The organism is Microvirga sp. 17 mud 1-3, assembly GCF_003151255.1.
Classification (GTDB): domain Bacteria; phylum Pseudomonadota; class Alphaproteobacteria; order Rhizobiales; family Beijerinckiaceae; genus Microvirga.
Genome location: NZ_CP029481.1, coordinates 1,913,920 through 1,930,705, shown reverse-complemented (window position 1 = coordinate 1,930,705; position 16,786 = coordinate 1,913,920). Strand labels below are relative to the sequence as shown.

General features: G+C 63.6%; 12 protein-coding genes. 3 read left to right on the top strand and 9 right to left on the bottom strand.

The features are described from left to right. Nucleotides 1-11: 11 nt before the first annotated feature. The 6 genes from C4E04_RS09135 to C4E04_RS09110 form a co-directional block, all read right to left on the bottom strand. The gene (locus C4E04_RS09135; RefSeq protein ID WP_371682046.1) at nt 12-395 is read right to left on the bottom strand and encodes an SUF system Fe-S cluster assembly protein; all 384 of its coding nucleotides are present in this window, start codon (nt 393-395) and stop codon (nt 12-14) included. A 9-nt stretch (nt 396-404) separates the two neighbouring features. Continuing rightward, nucleotides 405-1,640: a cysteine desulfurase gene (locus tag C4E04_RS09130; protein WP_109596904.1), complete on the bottom strand. Its 1,236-nt coding sequence runs from the start codon at nt 1,638-1,640 to the stop codon at nt 405-407. A gap of 136 nt (nt 1,641-1,776) precedes the next feature. Further along, nucleotides 1,777-3,090: a Fe-S cluster assembly protein SufD gene (sufD, locus tag C4E04_RS09125; protein ID WP_109596902.1), complete on the bottom strand. Its 1,314-nt coding sequence runs from the start codon at nt 3,088-3,090 to the stop codon at nt 1,777-1,779. A 1-nt stretch (nt 3,091) separates the two neighbouring features. Continuing rightward, nucleotides 3,092-3,844, bottom strand: a complete 753-nt coding sequence (gene sufC / locus C4E04_RS09120; RefSeq protein ID WP_109596900.1) for a Fe-S cluster assembly ATPase SufC — start codon at nt 3,842-3,844, stop codon at nt 3,092-3,094. 128 nt (nt 3,845-3,972) lie between these two features. After that, nucleotides 3,973-5,445: a Fe-S cluster assembly protein SufB gene (sufB, locus tag C4E04_RS09115; RefSeq protein WP_109596897.1), complete on the bottom strand. Its 1,473-nt coding sequence runs from the start codon at nt 5,443-5,445 to the stop codon at nt 3,973-3,975. Nucleotides 5,446-5,513: 68 nt separating this feature from the next. After that, on the bottom strand, nt 5,514-6,677 hold the full coding sequence (locus C4E04_RS09110; protein ID WP_109596896.1) for a cysteine desulfurase family protein: 1,164 nt from the start codon (nt 6,675-6,677) through the stop codon (nt 5,514-5,516). 227 nt (nt 6,678-6,904) lie between these two features. On the opposite strand from C4E04_RS09110, the gene C4E04_RS09105 reads away from it, so the two are divergent. Next, nucleotides 6,905-7,561, top strand: a complete 657-nt coding sequence (locus C4E04_RS09105) for an alpha/beta hydrolase (RefSeq protein WP_109596894.1) — start codon at nt 6,905-6,907, stop codon at nt 7,559-7,561. A 112-nt stretch (nt 7,562-7,673) separates the two neighbouring features. On the opposite strand, the gene C4E04_RS09100 is transcribed toward C4E04_RS09105, so the two are convergent. After that, a complete protein-coding gene (locus C4E04_RS09100; RefSeq protein WP_109596892.1) occupies nt 7,674-9,953 on the bottom strand; it encodes a M10 family metallopeptidase in 2,280 nt (759 codons plus the stop codon). Nucleotides 9,954-10,142: 189 nt separating this feature from the next. On the opposite strand from C4E04_RS09100, the gene tyrS reads away from it, so the two are divergent. Beyond that, a complete protein-coding gene (gene tyrS / locus C4E04_RS09095; RefSeq protein ID WP_109596890.1) occupies nt 10,143-11,405 on the top strand; it encodes a tyrosine--tRNA ligase in 1,263 nt (420 codons plus the stop codon). 72 nt (nt 11,406-11,477) lie between these two features. Here tyrS and C4E04_RS09090 read toward each other — a convergent pair whose 3' ends face one another. Next, nucleotides 11,478-14,936 (bottom strand): DUF3971 domain-containing protein, encoded by a 3,459-nt coding sequence (locus C4E04_RS09090; protein WP_162559337.1) that lies wholly within the window; start codon nt 14,934-14,936, stop codon nt 11,478-11,480. A 153-nt stretch (nt 14,937-15,089) separates the two neighbouring features. Here C4E04_RS09090 and C4E04_RS09085 point away from each other — a divergent pair, with 153 nt between their 5' ends. Further along, entirely contained in the window at nt 15,090-15,554 is a 465-nt protein-coding gene (locus C4E04_RS09085) for a peroxiredoxin (protein ID WP_109596886.1), read from the top strand. Between the two features lie 60 nt (nt 15,555-15,614). On the opposite strand, the gene prfB is transcribed toward C4E04_RS09085, so the two are convergent. Next, nucleotides 15,615-16,743, bottom strand: a protein-coding gene (gene prfB, locus C4E04_RS09080) for a peptide chain release factor 2 (RefSeq protein ID WP_109596884.1) whose coding sequence is annotated in 2 segments (ribosomal slippage) — nt 15,615-16,673 and nt 16,675-16,743 — 1,128 coding nt in all. Because the reading frame shifts where the segments join, the coding sequence is not laid out codon by codon here. Between the last annotated feature and the right edge of the window lie 43 nt (nt 16,744-16,786).

Below are 16,786 nucleotides of genomic sequence, written 5' to 3'. Positions count from 1 at the left end.
GCGGCCGCGGCCTACCACATGTCCAGGGCAACCCGAGCCTCGTCGGACATGCGGCTCTGATCCCACGGTGGGTCGAAGACCATGTTCACCTTGACGCCCTGCACACCCGCTACGGTCGAAACCGCATTTTCAACCCAGCCCGGCATTTCGCCGGCTACGGGGCACCCGGGAGCCGTCAGGGTCATGTCGATGGTGACGTTCCGGTCATCCTCGATTTCGACGCGGTAGATGAGGCCGAGCTCGTAGATGTCGGCTGGGATCTCAGGATCGTAAACGGTCTTGAGAGCCGCCACGATGTCGTCCGTCATACGGTCGAGCTCTTCCGGCGGGATTCCGGCGCTTGAGGCCACCTGCGGCGCTTCGGGCGCATTGGCAGTCGGGGTCAGATCGTTCACAGGCTATCCTCACGCGAACAGGGCTTCGGCCTTTTGAAGGGCTTCGGCCAGTTTATCCACTTCTTCCAGGGTGTTGTAGAGGCCGAATGACGCGCGACAGGTCGCGGTCGCGCCGAATCGCTCCAGAAGCGGCATGGCGCAATGGGTTCCGGCCCGCACGGCAATGCCCTGGCGATCGATCACGGTCGCGATGTCGTGGGCATGGGCGCCCTTCATGTCGAAGGCGATGATGGCCCCCTTCTCACGGGCGCGGCCATAGATACGCAGGGAGTTGATGGCTCCTAGGCGCTGATGGGCATAGTCCGAGAGTGCCGCCTCATGGGCGCGGATGTTCTCGCGGCCGAGTTCCATCATGAAGCGCAGGGCCGCATCGAGCCCGATGGCCTCGATGATGGCTGGTGTCCCGGCCTCGAACCGGTGGGGAGGATCATTGTAGGTGATCGTGTCCCGGCGCACTTCCTGGATCATCTCGCCGCCGCCCTGGTAGGGCGGCATCTGCGCGAGAAGCTCCTTCTTGCCGTAGAGCACGCCGATCCCGGTCGGTCCGTAGACCTTATGGCCGGTCAGGACATAGAAATCTGCATCGAGATCGCACACGTCCACGTCGAGATGGACGGCGCCCTGCGCGCCGTCGACCAGCACCGGGACCCCGTGGGCATGGGCGATGCGGATAATCTCCTTGATCGGCGTCACCGTACCAAGCACGTTGGACATGTGCGTGATGGCGACGATCTTCGTGCGGGGCGAGAAGAGCTTCTCGTATTCCTCGAGGAGGAAGTTGCCCTCCTCGTCCACGGGCGCCCATTTGATGACCGCGCCCTTTCGCTCACGCAGGAAGTGCCACGGCACGATGTTGGAATGGTGCTCCATGATGGAGAGGATGATCTCGTCCCCCTCCCCGATGGCCATACGGCCGAAGGAATCCGCCACGAGGTTGTAGGCTTCCGTGGCTGACTTGGTGAAGACGATCTCGTCTACGGATCCGGCATTCAGAAAGGTCCGGACGGTCTCGCGCGCCCTTTCGAAACCCTCGGTCGCGGCATTCGCCATGTAATGCAGGCCGCGGTGAACATTGGCGTAGCCCGTCTCCATGGTGTTGACCATGGCGTCGATCACCGCCCGCGGCTTCTGGGCCGAGGCCGCATTGTCGAGATAGACGAGCGGCTTGCCGTAGACTTGGCATGCCAGGATCGGGAACTGGGCCCGGACCGCCTCGACGTCGTAAGGTGTGAAGGGTGCGTTCATATTGCTTCGCTCCTTCCCTCCTCCTTGCGGGGAGGGTCCGGGTGGGGATGCCGGCGCCGGACTGAATCCGGGTTGACGCCCGCACCCCCACCCGACGCTTTCCGCGTCGGCCTCCCCCGTGTGGGGAGGCGAAAGATCAGGCCCGCTTCTGCAGCCACTCCTCGACTTCCGCGACCAGCGCCTCGCGGGCGGCCTCGTTGTCGACGAACTCGACGGCCTCGCTGAGGAACGCCTGGACGAGAAGGCTTTCGGCCTCCTTCCGCGGCAACCCGCGGGCCATGAGGTAGAACAGCAGGTCCTCATCGAGCTGGCCGCAGGTGGCGCCGTGGGCGCATTGCACGTCGTCGGCAAAGATCTCGAGTTCCGGCTTGTTGTTCATCGCGGCGCCCTCCGCGAGGAGAAGCGCGGCCGACATCATCCGTCCGTCCGTCTTCTGGGCGTGGTGGGGCACGATGATCTTGCCCTGGAACACGCCGGTCGCTTCGTCGTCGATGACGGTCTTGAACAGCTCGCGACTTTCGCAATGGGGCGCCGCGTGCTCGACCACGAGGGTCGAATCCGCATGCTGGCGGCCCTTGATCATCGTCGCGCCGTTGATCTGCGCGTGCGCGTTCTCGCCGTCGAACCGCGCGAAGACCTGATGGCGGGACACTGCCGCCCCCGTGGTCACGTTGACGCTGGTGAGCTGCGTCTCGGTTCCCATCTTGGCCGCAAGGGTCGACAGCGCAAGCGCCCGGTCACCCTCGGCGTTCAGGCGGACGTGGCGGACCTTGGCCTCGTCTCCGGCGATCAGCTCGACCACGTCGTTGGGCTGGTGGCCCGCGCCGTCATTGCTCTCATGGCTTTCCAGGAGCGTGACCGAGGCGCCGTCCTCCACAAGGACGAGCACCCGGGTCGCAGTCGCCACGGCCGAATCCCCTACCGTGACGAAGCGCAGGTGAATCGGCGTCTCCACCGACCCGGCGATGCGCAGCATCACGCCATCCGCCATGAAGGAGGTGTTGAGCTGATAGACCGGATTCTCGGCCGCCCATTCGATCGGGCTCAGATGCGCCAGCCAATCGTGACCGGAGGCCAGGGCCTCCGCGAGTGGCACGATCTCGACCCCTTCCGGAAGAGAGTCGAGAGCCACAGCCTCACGCACGAAATGGCCGTTGACGAACGGCACCCGCAGGGCCGGAACGCCCACGAAGGCTGTCGCGCCGTCGAGCGCCGCACGCGCCTGCACCGCAGAGGGCTTGGGCGCGAAGGGAGCGGCCTCGCGCATGAGCGCGCGCAAGTCCGTGTATTTGAACTCCTCCACGCGACGATGCGGGAGGCCGTTCCGATTGAAGACCTCGAAGGCCTTTGCGCGGGATTCCCCATCGCCCGGAAGAAGGGATCTGGCGGCCTCGAAGGCCTGCGCCAGCCCGGTCTCGGCAGGCGTCTTCATGAGAGTCACGTCAGCCATGTCACGCGGCCTCGCTGTCCCGGTAATCGGCATAGCCGTTGGCTTCGAGCTCGAGCGCCAGCTCCTTGCCGCCCGACTTCACGATGCGTCCGGACGACATCACGTGCACCGTGTCGGGCACGATGTGGTTGAGCAGGCGCTGGTAGTGGGTGATGACGAGGAACGAACGGTCCTTCGAACGGAGGGCGTTCACGCCCTCCGACACGATGCGGAGCGCATCGATATCGAGGCCCGAATCCGTCTCGTCCAGGATGCAGAAGGTCGGCTGGAGCAGCGCCATCTGGAGGATCTCCATGCGCTTCTTCTCACCGCCCGAGAAGCCGACATTGAGGGCACGCTTGAGCATGTCCTTCGGGATTTCGAGCTGCTGGGCAGCGGCGTTCACGCGCTTGATGAAGTCCGGCGTGGTCAGCTCGTCCTCGCCGCGCGCCTTGCGCTGGGCGTTGAGCGCTGCCTTGAGGAACGTCATAGAGGCGACGCCCGGGATCTCCAGCGGATACTGGAAGGCCAGGAACACGCCGGCCGCGGCCCGCTGATCCGGTTCCATCTCCAGAAGGTTCTGACCGTCGAGCAGGATCTCGCCGTCGAGGACTTCATAATCCTCCTTGCCGGCGATCACGTAGGACAGGGTCGACTTGCCGGAGCCGTTCGGCCCCATGATGGCCGCGACCTCGCCATCGTTCACGGTGAGATCGAGCCCGTTGAGAATGCGCTTGTCCTCGATCTGGACAACAAGGTTCTTGATTTCGAGCATGATGAACTTCCATCCACGTCATCCCGGGCGCGCATCGCGTGAGCCGGGATCGCTATCCGAATTAAACTGGTTTCGACGGTCCCGGCCCGCCGCTGAGCCTCGGCCGGGACGACGTCGCGGGTTTTCGATCAGCCGACCGAGCCTTCGAGCGAGATCGAGATGAGCTTCTGCGCCTCGACGGCGAACTCCATGGGGAGATGCTGCAGCACGTCCTTCACGAAGCCGTTGACGATCAATGCCGTCGCTTCCTCCTCCGAGAGGCCGCGCTGCTGGCAATAGAACATCTGGTCTTCGGAGATCTTGGACGTGGTCGCCTCGTGCTCGAAGACGGCGCTCGCGTTCTTCGACTCAATGTACGGCACCGTATGAGCGCCGCATTCGTTGCCGATCAGGAGCGAGTCGCAGTTCGTGAAATTGCGGGCGCCGGTCGCCTTGCGGTGCGCCGAAACGAGGCCGCGATAGGTATTCTCCGACCTTCCCGCAGCAATGCCCTTCGAGATGATCCGGCTCGTGGTGTTCCGGCCCAGATGGATCATCTTGGTGCCGGAATCGACCTGCTGCATGCCGTTCGACACCGCGATCGAGTAGAACTCGCCGCGGGAGTTGTCGCCGCGCAGGATGCAGGACGGATACTTCCAGGTGATCGCGGAGCCCGTCTCCACCTGGGTCCAGGTGATGACCGAGTTCTTGCCGCGGCAATCGCCGCGCTTGGTCACGAAGTTGTAGATGCCGCCCCGGCCCTCGGCATCACCGGGATACCAGTTCTGGACGGTGGAATACTTGATCTCCGCATCGTCGAGGGCGATCAGCTCGACCACGGCGGCGTGGAGCTGGTTCTCGTCCCGCTTCGGGGCCGTGCAGCCCTCCAGATAGGAAACGTAGGAGCCCTTGTCGGCGATGATGAGGGTGCGCTCGAACTGGCCCGTATCCTTCTCGTTGATGCGGAAGTAGGTGGACAGTTCCATCGGGCAGCGCACGCCCGGCGGCACATAGACGAAGGACCCGTCCGTGAAGACGGCCGAGTTCAGGGTCGCAAAGAAGTTGTCCGTCACGGGCACGACCGAGCCGAGATACTGGCGCACCAGATCCGGATATTCGCGGATGGCCTCGGAGATCGGCATGAAGATCACGCCGGCCTTCTTCAGCTCTTCCTTGAAGGTCGTAGCGACCGAGACCGAGTCGAACACCGCGTCAACGGCCACCCGGTTCCGCGGCTCGACGCCGGCCAGGATCTCCTGCTCACGCAGGGGAATGCCGAGCTTCTCGTAGGTCTTGAGGATCTCGGGATCGACCTCGTCGAGCGACTTCGGCGCCGGGTTCTTCTTCGGCGCGGCATAGTAATAGATGTCGTTGTAGTCGATCTTGTCGTAGGACACCCGCGCCCAGTTCGGCTCCTTCATGGTGAGCCAGCGCTTATAGGCATCGAGGCGCCACTGGAGCATCCATTCCGGCTCGCCCTTCTTGGCCGAGATGAAGCGGATCACGTCCTCGGACAGCCCCTTCGGGGACTTCTCCATCTCGACTTCGGTTTCGAAGCCGTACTTATATTGCTCGACGCCGATCGAACGAACCTGATCGATCGTTTCCTGCACTGCAGGCATCTGTCTCTCCCACCGCTCACGGCTTCAAGGGCCGCGGGTTGATGACATGGAAAGGCAAACGTGGCCGCTCAGGCCGCGCTCGCTCTCCGCTTATATAGGGTGTTCACCACCCTTTCGCACGCCTCCGCCAGGCGGATCACGTCTTCTTTCGTCGTCTTCCACCCCAAACTGACGCGCAGCACCCCCTCGGCCAGCTGGGGATCGACCCCCATGGCATCGAGGACGTGCGAACGACGAACCTTGCCCGAGGAGCAGGCCGAGCCCGACGACAGGGCGATTCCCTCCAGGTCGAAAGCAATCAGGGCGGTTTCGGCCTTTAGGCCGGGTATGGCAAAAGCCAAGGTGTTCGGCAACCGCCGCGCCTCTCCGGCAATGATGACCGCATCGGGGGCGACACGCCGGATGAGAGCCTGCGCCTCGTCCCGCAACGCTTCGAGACGCGCAGCCTCCTGGTTGAGCTCCGCCCGTGCCAGCTCCGCCGCCAGGCCGAAGCCCGCGATGGCGGCTACGTTCTCTGTCCCGGCCCTGTGGCCCTTCTCCTGCCCACCGCCGCGTATCAGCCTGTCCGCGACTTCGAGCTGGTCTGAGGCCAGGATCAGCGCACCAATCCCTTTCGGGCCGCCGATCTTGTGGGCCGAAAGGGTCAGGGCATCGACCCCCAGGGCAGCTACGTCGACCGGGATCTTACCGACTGCCTGGACCGCATCGCTGTGGACGAGACCGCCATGGTCCTGGACGAGGCGGGCGATCTCCGCGACGGGCTGGAGGACGCCGGTCTCGTTGTTGGCGAGCTGGACGGAGACGAGTACCCGCTCCTCCCCCAGATGCTCCCGCAGCCGGTCCAGATCCACGACGCCGCTATGGTCGACCGGCAGCGTGGCGACGGAATCGGCCGAAAAGCGGTGACCGTTGAGGCCGCACGGATGCTCCGTGGCGCCGATCAGAAGGCGGGTTGCCCCCTCTTGCCCCAGGCGGCGAAACGACGGGGACAACACCGTGTTGCTCGCCTCGGTGCCGCCGCTGGTGAAAATCACATTTTTGGCCCGTGCGCCCACGAGCGCCGCCACCTGCTCCCGGGCGCGCTCGATGCAGGCACGCGCCGCGCGGCCTTCCGCATGGACCGAGGAGGCATTTCCGGGCAGCGCGAGCGCACGCACGACCTCGTCCGCCACTTCGGGCCGGAGCGGCGCCGTAGCGTTGTAGTCAAGGTAGATGCGTTGAACCGCTGTCATCCTGCTCGCCGAATTGCACGAATGTCTTGCAATTGCCCCTGGTTGCCATGCTAAAGCACCGCAACCACATTCTGTCGGGATCCGCCGGCCGAGGCCAAGGCAGAACCCAGGAAACACAGTTACACTTTAGAACAGTTCTAAAGATTTTACCGAAATCCGGGGCCTGAAGTCAAGGCTGCAGCGCTTTTCCTCTCCTGACGGGGAGGTCGGTTGAGAGGTTCGTATTCATGCCTGAGGTCGTCTTCACTGGGCCGGCTGGCCGCATCGAGGGTCGCTACCAGCAAGCCAAGCAGAAAGGGGCGCCGATCGCGATCGTGCTTCATCCCCATCCGCAGTTCGGCGGCACGATGAACAACCAGATCGTGTACAACCTGTACTACGATTTCGTGAACCGTGGCTTCTCGGTCCTGCGGTTCAATTTCCGCGGCGTCGGCCGCAGCCAGGGCGCTTTCGACCATGGGCAGGGCGAGCTGTCGGATGCAGCCGCCGCCCTCGACTGGGCCCAGGCCATGAACCCGGACGCCCGCGCCTGCTGGATCGCCGGGGTCTCCTTCGGCGCCTGGATCGGCATGCAGCTTCTCATGCGCCGCCCGGAGATCGAGGGCTTCATCTCGATCGCCGCCATGGCGAACCGCTACGATTTCTCGTTCCTGGCTCCCTGCCCTTCCTCGGGCCTCTTCGTCCATGGATCTGAGGACCGGGTCGCACCTGTGAAGGACGTGGTCAGCGTCATCGAGAAGGTGAAGACCCAGAAGGGCGTGAAGCTCGAGCACGCGGTCGTCGAGGGCGCCAACCACTTCTTCGACGGCAAGGTCGAGGAGCTGATGGTGGCTGTCGACGAATACCTGGACAAGCGCCTCGGAAAGGCCGAAGAGGCCGCCTGAGCCAAAACTCTTAGTCTTTGACGCGAAAGGGCAGGTCCTAGGACCTGCCCTTTCGTATTTCGGGACATGAGGAAGTGCCGAACGCTTCCCTTGCAGCCCGTCCTCGACGGCCTCAGACGAAGGCGAAATCGTCTGCTGCCAGATAAGCGAGCTTGAAGTTGTTTAAGGTGAGGCTGAAGCCACCCCTCGCGACGACCACGTCATTCCCGTTCTGGTATGCCGCGCCGCCGACATCGGAAAAGCTGCCGAAGAGGCTCCTCGAGAGGACGATCTGCTCGTCCGATGTGAAGTCCGTGATCGTGCAGGCCCCACCGGGCGTCGTCACTCGGAACATATCGCGGCCCGCTCCACCGGAGAGAGCGTTGCTGCCCCCACCGCCATCGAGGGTGTCATTCCCGGCACCGCCGAACAGGTAGTCGCCACCGCCCATGCCGAGAAGCGTATCGTTGCCGCCCTCGCCGTAGAGCTGCACGCCGCTGCCGCCGCCCCGGTCGACGCCGATCAGCGTGTCGCTGGCATTAGTACCCTGCAGAACTTCGATCCCTCTGAGGGTATCGCCAGCCGCTCCGCCACCGTTCTGGTTCGTGGTCATGTTGACGATGACCCCGCCACTCGAACCTTCCGAATTCAAATAAGAGACCACATCCCAGCCGTCCCCACCGTCAAGAAGGTCGCCGCCTGCCCCACCGTCGAGCCAATCGTTTCCAGCGCCTCCATAGAGACGATCACCGCCCGCCCTGCCGATCAAGCCGTCATCGCCACCTTCGCCATGGAGCTCTGTGCCATTGCCCCCGCCACGGTCCAGGCCTGTGAGCATGTCGTTGGCATTGGTGCCCTGGTCCACTTCTACATTGTAGAGCCTGTCTCCCGCAGCCGCGCCAACATTGGCGTTGGTCGTCAGGTTCACGGTAATGCCGCCGCTTGTGGATGGTGTCTGCAGGTACGACACCACGTCCCAGCCATCGCCGCCATTGAAGTAGTCCGCTCCAGGCCCGCCATCCATCCAGTCGTTGCCGGCTCCGCCGAGCATCATGTCGTTGCCTTCAAATCCCCAGAGAGCATCGTTGCCGGCGTTGCCGCTCAGAGTGTTGTCGGCGCCGTTGCCCTTGAGGGAGTCGTTGCCGGCTCCCGTGATCGCGTTCTCGATCAGCGAGCGGGGATCGCCGTTGTACTGGAAGGCGTTGTAGACATTGCCGTGAACATAGGCCCCGTTCCCGATGTACCCGAGCTGGGCCTGGGAGAACTTCACGTAGCCACCCGGCGCCAGATCGACCGTAGCGTCGCCCTCATGGTTCGACATGTCGTAGGTGTCGTAACCGCCACCGTCCCAGATGGTCTGGAAGATCTTATTGTTGACCGACGCCCCCTGGCCGATCCCGTTCACGAAGGTCTCGCCCGTCTGAGGGGACCATGAATAGACGGTATTGCCGCTGTTCGTCGTAAAGTCGGCCCCATACATCGCCTGGAGCGCCGCGATGTCATACTGCATGAAGGTCTGGGGATCGTCCCACGTGTTCACGTAGGACATGACCGTATATTCGGGCGTATCGTGCTCCGTGCTCATCTTCGGCAGTGCGCCGCCTGAATCGTGGGGGTGCTTCAACCCGAGTGCATGGCCCAACTCGTGGAGCACGAGCAGGTAGCTGTTGGTTCCTGGAAGACCCGCGTTGGTGTCCAGCCAGACATCGCCGCCGTAGATCGGCACGCCGGGATAATAGCCATGGCTCCGGTTGATCACACTGTTGGGCTCAAAGCCGGCAATCTGGATGGTCGCGCTGCCGCGCCCCGCATAATCGAGCGAAAGGTTGGTCAGCGCTTCAACAGACGAGAGACCCATTTTGGGGCCGCCGGAATAGGGGCTATAGCCCTCCAGCACATAGCGGATGGCCTGCTCGCTATTGAAAGAGAGAGGCTTGAAACCATCGGCGCTGGGATTGATCCACTGATAATCCGTCCGGGAATCCGGCAGGCTGTACGTGATCGAAGAGCTGCTCCACTGCGACCCCGACAGCAGAGCCCGAACATCATGATCGAGATAGGACTTCACGTCGAACTTTACGCCCGACATAGCGTAGGGAAAGACGGAGGCAAAAGTCGAGAAGACGCTGAGAGGAGCTCCCGACACATTGTCGGAGACCCAGTCGAAAACCCGATCGTAGACATTGCTGGCCTGCCCCTGAACCCAGTTCCAGACGTCGTCCCAAATGGGCGCACCGGCCGCCATGCCGGCATAGGACCAAGCCTGCCCCGAGGAGAGGCGATCGGTCTCCAGCGCGACATCGACATCGCCCCTCTGTGCCCAGGCGTAGGTCTGGTTCGGCTCAATGCCCAGCCCGTGACCGAAGGTCGACCAGGACGGGGAGGCTGGGGAAGAGAGAGGGAGATAACCCATGTCACGCTCCTATGGTTTATGAAACGTAATTACATAATTTACCTCGAAACCATTCCTGTCAAGCTTACGCGGGCGACCCATTACAGGAGAGAATTCCATCCAAGGTTGCGTCCTTCCGGGGGTGAAATACGCTCGCGAAACTGATACAGGCCTCGAAACGACTTCAGCGATCAGGAATGGAAGAACGCGATGAACGCGCCGACATCGGAATTCATGAAGGTTCTGACCGAACGCGGCTTTATCCACCAGACGTCCGATTTCCAGGGCGTCGATGAAGCTGCGCGAGAGGGGCGCCTCACGACCTATGTGGGCTACGATTGCACGGGCCCGTCCCTTCACGTGGGCCATCTTCTGTCGATCATGATGCTGCATTGGCTCCAGAAGACCGGCGCCGGCAAGCCGATCACGCTCATGGGCGGCGGGACGACCCGGGTTGGAGACCCTTCGGGCAAGGACGAGAGCCGCAAGCTCCTCACGCCGGAACAGATCGAGCAGAACAAGGAGAGCCTTAGGGGCGTCTTCTCTCGCCTGATTAGTTTCGGCGACGGCGCGCGCGACGCGATCATGGTCGACAACGCCGAGTGGCTGACTCGGCTCAACTACATCGACTTCCTGCGGGATATCGGCCGCCATTTCTCGGTCAACCGCATGCTGTCCTTCGACAGCGTGAAACTGCGGCTCGAGCGCGAGCACGAGCTGTCGTTCCTGGAATTCAACTACATGATCCTCCAGGCCTACGACTTCGTGGAGCTGCACCGGCGCTACGGCTGCGTGCTGCAGATGGGCGGCTCCGACCAATGGGGCAACATCGTCAACGGCATCGATCTCGGCCGCCGCCTCGGGACGGCGCAGCTCTTCGCGATCACCTGCCCGCTGCTGACCACCGCCTCAGGTGCCAAGATGGGCAAGACCGCCTCCGGGGCCGTCTGGCTCAACGCGGACATGCTCAGCCCCTACGATTACTGGCAGTTCTGGCGCAACACCGAGGATGCCGATGTGGGGCGCTTCCTGAAGCTCTTCACCACCCTGCCCCTCGACGAAGTGGCCCGTCTCGCAGCTCTCCAGGGCTCCGAGATCAACGAGGCCAAGAAGGTGCTCGCGACCGAGGCCACTGCGCTCATCCACGGGCGCGAGGCGGCCGAACGGGCGGCCGAGACCGCCATGAAAACCTTCGAGCAGGGCGCCCTTGCGGAAAGCCTGCCGACCGTCGAAGTCCCCTCCTCGGCTCTGGCGGAGGGCATCGGCGTCCTCGCGGCCTTCGGGCCCGACTACGCCAAGCTCGTGCCGTCCACCAGCGAGGCGCGACGTCAGGTCAAGAGCGGCGGTCTCAAGGTCAACGATCAGGTGGTGACGGATGAACGTGGTATTCTCGGCGCGTCCGACGTAACGGCCGAAGGAGTTATCAAGCTGTCCTTCGGCAAGAAGAAGCACGTCCTCCTGCGGGCCGTCTGACGACTCGCAGGCTCAGCCCCTTTTCAAGAGAAGGCCCGGTGCGCTCCGCGCGCCGGGCTTTTTCATGATCTGTCAGCGGTCGGAGGCAATCGGCGGCGCTTCGGTCGGCGTTGCTCCTCCGCCGGCCCCAAAGAGCTTGCGCAGGAAGCCCGGCGCAACGGCCGAGAGCGGGTTGACTGTCAGGGTCGGTGCATCGCTCGGACCGGCGACACGGAAATTGACCGCGAAGAGCCCCTCGTACTGCCCGCCGCCCAGGAGCGGACCGAACAGGGGCACCTGCGCGAAAGCGTTGTTGAGCCCATAGGCCGGCACGAATGTCCCCGAAATGTCCATGCGATCCTTGGCATTGTCGATATAGCCGCCGAGGGTGAAGCCTACCTGGCTCCCGAAGATCGCCGCATCCTTGAATTCCAGGCGCCCGGCCGTGCGGGTGAAATCGACCCGGGCCTTGGTAAAGGCCACTTCGTTCACGTCCACGCGGACCGCCTGAGGATTGCCGGCCTTGTCCTGTCCAGCAACCACCTGGGTCTGGGTCGGAATGATGCGCCGCAAAGCCGGCTCGTTCTTGAGAGCGAAGTCCCGAAGGGTCAACGCTCCGGCCTGCGGCCCGTCGCCTGCCGCCATCTGGAGCACGAGATCCCCGCCGACCATCCGCTTGTAGACATCGAGAAAGCGCAGGAGCGCGCCTGCATCCTGCGACTGGAGGACAATGGTCGGCCCTGCTCCGGCCTGATTGACGGTCTTGGCGACGATATCGGTCGCGCCGAGCCTGCCCTTCATGTCCACCTGGCGAATATTGTCCTTGCGCATGGACAACTTGATGGCGGCGTTCGTGATCGCCTCGCTGTTGTAGCCCGCCAGGATATTGAGCGCGACGTCCAGGTCGAAATCCTTCGTATCCCGAGAAGCGCCGCGCCCTGCAGGAGCGGATGGGGAGCCGAACGACTTGGTGAAGGGCCGCGCATCGCCCACATTGCCGCGGATCACGACCTTATAGGCGCCATTCACCCGATCGATCTGCGCCCGCATGTCGTCGCCCGGGGACAGCTTGAAGGTCGAAAGATCGGCCTTCTCGAGGCCGCCTTCGCCTGACAGGACGGCACTGCCGTGCAGCTGCACGGCGCCCGCGTCGAGCTGGAGATCGCGGATCTCCGTGGTCGGCCCCTCCACCATCGTGAAGGACACCTTGCCGGGACGTCCCGACGGCTTGACCCATCCGGGGATGAGCTGGTCAACGCTCGCCTTCGTCAGATCCGCCTCCACGCGGATGCCCTGTTTCTCCGGAGGGCCGAGCGGAAGGCTGGCCTTGATGGCAAGCGGTCCGTTCAGCTGGGAGCCGAACGACAGGCCCCGCTTCGCACGCGCCGCATCGTCGAGACTGAAGGCCACGTTGGCTTCGCCCCCATCCGGGGTCTTGTGCACGTCGATCGAGGCCCCGCTGCCACCGAGCTTCCCGTCGCCTTTGATGGAGAGGTTCCCCCTGTCATAGGCGATGGCCAGGTTGGCATTCTCCAGCCGGTCCTTGCCGAAGATCTTGTCGATACCGAACTCGCTGACGCCGCCCGTCACTTTCAGCGGGAGATCCGCAAACGCCGGAATATCGTTTACCGCAAGCCCGATCCCCACATGCATGTCGGTCTTGCCCTTCATGGTTGCGGGATCGACGTCGAAGCCTGCAATCTCGTGAACGAGCGGCTGCTGAAGAAGTGCTCCGAGGCCGTCCGCGCTGCCTCTGAGGCGGAAATCGATCTTGGCTAGAGCATTGTCGTCCCAGTAATTCTCGAGCCGGAACGTGCCTTCGGAGGCCGCAAGGCTGCGCCCCTCCGGCATCTCGACGCGGCCGGTCGGCGCTTGAAGGGCGACGCTTCTTCCGGTCACACGGCCCGTCACGGACATGCCGGAGACAGGCGGCAAGCCCTCCGCAGCCTTCAAGGTCCCGTTGACGATGGAAAAGTCGATGGCCAGGGTCTCGTCCGGGATGGGACCTCCCGACACGGCCTTGAGGATATCATCGCCGGTCATCGCCACTTTTAGCGCGAAGGAATCCAGGAGACCTGCCTTCAGATTGGCCTTGAGGAAGGTCCGAACCGGCGGCGCCACGGCCTCGGGCCAGATCCGGATGGCGGTTCTGACGTCGGTCTTCGCCGCGCGCACATTCAAATTGAGGCCATGGGGGTCGGCCGAGGCACCCAGCACGCCGCTGATCTCCGCCGCGAGTTCCGGCCCGTCGAGCCGAACGCTCTTCAAAACGACGCCGTCAGGGCCCGACAGCTCCGCACCGAGCGTGCCGATCCTGACCGGCTTGTCGCCCTCGGCCGGCCCGGACAGAATCAAATCCCGGCCCGTCAGGGCAAGATGCCACCCTTCCCCGGCGACGGCGGTCAGGAGGCGCCCCTGAAGCTGCACGCGGTTCCCGCCGCCGTCCAGTTCCAGACGCGGAAGGTCGAGAGCCCTCGCCTTTTCGTCCCAGGAAGCCTCGATGGTCGCATGCTCCACGGTGAGCGGCGAAGTATCCTTGTCGTCGATCTGGATCGCCCCGGCATTGCTGTCGAGCTTCGCCTTCAGCTCGGTGACGCGGCCATTCGCATAGGCAGCGTCGACCCGGCCGGAGAATTCGAGATCGGTGGTCGCCGGGAGGGCCGAAAGGCCCGTGAGGAGAAGAATATCCTGGATCGGCGCATTGTTGGCTTCAAGGGCAGCACGGTAGCCCCCATTCTCAATGCTCGCATCGCCGCTGAGCTGCCAGCCGCCCTGTTGGCCCTCCACGCTGGCCGAGAAACGACGGCGTCCCGCGTCGGACCAGTCGAACACCGCGTCCAGCCGATCGAGAGCGCCCCTTCGACGCCCGTCCGCGTCGATGAAGACCAGCCGCGCATTGGTCACCTGGGCGCTGTCCAGGGAATTGAGGATGCTCTGCGGGCCCACGATCAGCTCGAACAGAGAGCCGACCACGCCCGAGACCGGCGACGCCCCGGTCGCAGGATGGGCCATCCAAGTTGCATTCTCGTGAGGCGCCCCGCCAACGGCAGGCGGAGGCGCGGGTTGCGGACCGCTTGCCTCGCCGCCCTCGGAGCTGAAGGTCAGGGAACCGTCCCGGTTGACGAGAACGCGCAGCTGCAGATCACGCAGCTCGATAGATTTCGGCTGCAGGTTTCCGGTGAGCAGGGAAATGCCGTCGACGCTCACGAGCGCCGATGGCGCACGCAGAACCAGGGCGCCATCCGGAGCACGCACGTCCAACCCGTCGGTCATGAGAACCGGTGCGCCTCCATGCAGCCCGATTGCGGTATTCCGCAATGTGACGGTCCAGCCCGGCCCGATCCGCGATGCCAGCGCCTCGGCGACCCTCTCAGGGAGCCGGCCGAAATTCAGGGGCCCGGCCGAAAGGCGCATATAGAGGATGCCGAAGACGATACAGGCGAAGAGGAGAAGGCCAAGCTTCAGATAGAGAGCGCCCTTGAGCACGCGCCGGACGGCGCTGCGCTTCACCGGCTGAGGCCGGGGCGATCTGGTGCGAAGGAATGGCTTCATACTCGTGTTCGTCGGCGGTCCGGATCTTGAACTCTTGAGCGGGATGCGGGAATCAAATGGGACCTTAACGCTCTTATGCGTCTGTCGCGACCATCTCTTGCAGCCAGCGCAGGCGTGTCCAACCATCACATTCCGACGAAAGGAAGGCGAGCGATGACGTTGACGACAGGGGCACCGGCTCCTTCTTTCTCTCTACCTGCGACGGACGGCCGCCAGATTAGTTTGGACGGGCTCAAGGGCCGGAAAGTCGTGCTCTATTTCTATCCGAAGGACGATACGAGCGGCTGCACCCTGGAGGCCCAGGCGTTCCAGTCTCTCCGTAAGGACTTTGAGGCGGCCGATACGGAGATTATCGGAATCTCGCCCGACAGCCTGAAGAGCCACGATAAATTCCGAGCCAAATACGGCCTCGATTTCCCTCTCGCGTCGGACGAGGGAAAGGACATGCTGGAAGCCTACGGCGTCTGGGTCGAGAAAAGCATGTATGGCCGCAAATATATGGGCGTAGAGCGCACAACGATCCTCATCGACCGGGACGGTACGATCGCGCGGATCTGGCCGAAGGTGAAGGTGCCCGGCCACGCAGAGGAAGTGCTGGAAGCCGCACGAGCGCTTTGAGCTGAGCTGGGCTTCTTATAGGCTCATGGGCCGCCGAGAACGGCGGCCCATGAGGAACCGTTAGTCGATGTCTTCCACCTCGGCCTCGCCTCCATAGACCCGCTGAGCCAGAGAGGCCTCCATGAACGGATCGAGGTCGCCGTCGAGCACGTCCTGCGGGCTCGTGGATTGAGCGCCGGTGCGCAGGTCCTTCACCATCTGGTAGGGCTGCAGCACATAGGAGCGGATCTGGTGGCCCCAGCCGATATCGGTCTTGGCGGCGGCCTCAGCGTTGGCTTTCTCCTCACGCTTCTTCAGCTCGGCTTCATAGAGACGGGCGCGCAGCATGTTCCAGGCGGTCGCCCGGTTCTTGTGCTGGGAACGCTCCTGCTGACAGGCCACCACAATGCCGCTCGGGATGTGCGTGATGCGCACCGCCGAGTCGGTCGTGTTCACGTGCTGGCCGCCTGCGCCCGATGACCGGAACGTATCGATGCGGCAGTCGGATTCCTTGATCTCGATGTTGATGCGGTCGTCCACCACCGGATAGACCCACACGGACGCGAAGCTGGTGTGGCGGCGGGCATTCGAATCGTAGGGCGAGATTCGCACGAGCCGGTGCACGCCGGATTCGGTCTTGAGCCAGCCATAGGCGTTGTGACCCTTGATGAGCAGGGTGGCGCTCTTGATGCCCGCCTCCTCGCCGTCGGTCACTTCCAGGAGCTCGACCTTGTACTTCCGCCGCTCGGCCCAGCGGGCATACATGCGCTGGAGCATGGAGGCCCAATCCTGGCTTTCCGTGCCGCCGGCGCCTGAATGAACCTCCAGATAGGTGTCGTTTCCATCCGCCTCGCCGGACAGGAGCGTCTCGACCTGACGGCGGGCTGCCTCGGCCTGCAGGGCGCGGATCTGCTCCTCGCCCTCGCCGATCGTGCCTTCGTCATCCTCGGCCTCACCGAGCTCGATCAGCGTGATCGCGTCTTCGAGCTCCTGCTCGAGGCGCTTGATGGCCGTGATCTGGTCTTCGAGGCTGGTTCGCTCGCGCATGATCTTCTGCGCGGCGTCCGCATCGTTCCAGAAATCCGGATTCTCAGCGTTGGCGTTCAGTTCTGCGAGGCGTCGCTGGGCATTATCCCAGTCAAAGATGCCTCCTCAGCAGCCCGACTGACTGCTTGGTCTCTTCTACGAGGTGCTCGATTTCGGCGCGCATTTTCTCACTTGAGCTTCGTGCCACGATTGCGCGGTGTCTTAAG